General features: G+C 71.5%; 2 protein-coding genes. Both read right to left on the reverse strand.

The window, feature by feature from the left end:
* Positions 1 to 573, reverse strand: a 573-nt coding sequence (gene ytpR, locus B8460_RS17275; protein ID WP_048862862.1) for a YtpR family tRNA-binding protein, incomplete at its 3' end; no start/stop codon positions are given.
* Positions 570 to 1,410, reverse strand: an 841-nt coding sequence (gene pheS / locus B8460_RS17280; RefSeq protein ID WP_048862863.1) for a phenylalanine--tRNA ligase subunit alpha, incomplete at its 5' end; no start/stop codon positions are given. The genes pheS and ytpR, both read right to left, overlap by 4 nt.

Genomic DNA, 1,410 nt, shown 5'->3' on the forward strand with positions numbered 1-1,410 from the left:
GGTCAACGGGCGCAGCGTGCCGAGCCCGGCGGCGGCCAGGTCGCGGGCGATGCCGCGCACCGCCAGCGCGTCGCCCCGGTTGGGGGTCACGCTGATCTCGATCACCGGATCGTCCAACCCCGCCCAGCGCGCATAGGCCTCGCCCACCGGCGCGTCCGGCGGCAATTCGATGATCCCGGAGTGATCGTCGCCCAGGCCAAGCTCGCGGGCGGACAGCAACATCCCCGCGCTCTGCACGCCGCGTATCTCGCCCACTTTCAGCGTGATGCCGGTGCCCGGGATGTGCGCGCCGGGCGGGGCGAACACCGCCTTCATGCCGGTGCGCGCGTTCGGGGCGCCGCAGACGACGGACACCTCGCCGCCGCCCGCATCGACGCGGCAGGCGCGCAGCCGGTCGGCGTTCGGGTGCTGCACCGCCTCGATCACATGGGCGATGCGGAACGGCGCGAGGGCGGCGCCGCGATCCTCCACGCCCTCCACCTCCAGCCCGATCGCCGAGAGCGTGTCGGTGATGTGGTCGAGCGGCGCGTCGGTGTCGAGATGCTCGCGCAACCAGGACAGCGTGAACTTCATGCGCCGTATCCCTCGTGCAGCGACGCCCCGGCATGGGGCGCGGTGCCGTAATGGCGCAGCCAGCGTATGTCGCTGTCGTAGAAGGGGCGCAGGTCGGGGATGCCGTGCTTGAGCATCGTCAGCCGCTCGACGCCCATGCCGAAGGCGAAGCCCTGCCACGCGCGCGGGTCGATGCCGCAATTGGCCAGCACGCGCGGATGCACCATGCCGCTGCCCAGCACCTCCAGCCAGTCCGCGCCGCGCCCGATCTCGCCGCTGCGGCGGTCCCAGCCGATATCGACCTCCATGCTGGGCTCGGTGAACGGGAAGTAGCTGGCGCGGAAGCGCACCGGCAGGTCCGGTTCGTTGAAAAAGGCGCGCAGGAAGTCGATCAGGCAGCCCTTCAGGTGACCGAGGGTGATGTCGCGGTCGATGACCAGCCCCTCGCATTGATGAAACATCGGGCTGTGCGTCGCGTCATGGTCGGCGCGATAGGTGCGGCCGGGCGCGATCACGCGGATCGGGGGTGGCTGTTGCAGCATCGTGCGCGCCTGCACCGGCGAGGTATGGGTGCGCAGCACGCGCGGCGTGGCGCCGTCCCCGGCGGGCGGGACATAGAACGTGTCGTGATCGGCGCGGGCCGGATGGTGGGCGGGGATGTTCAGCGCACCGAAGTTGAACCAGTCGCTCTCGACGTCCGGCCCCTCGGCGATGGTGAAGCCCATCGCGCCGAAGATCGCCGCCATTTCGTCCATGGTGCGGCTGATCGGGTGGATCAGGCCGGGATGCGACGCGGCGGCGGCCACGGGGCGCGGCGGCAGCGAGACGTCCAGGCGCTCGGCCGCCAGCCGCGCCTCC

It is taken from the genome of Acidisphaera rubrifaciens HS-AP3 (genome assembly GCF_000964365.1).
GTDB lineage: Bacteria > Pseudomonadota > Alphaproteobacteria > Acetobacterales > Acetobacteraceae > Acidisphaera > Acidisphaera rubrifaciens.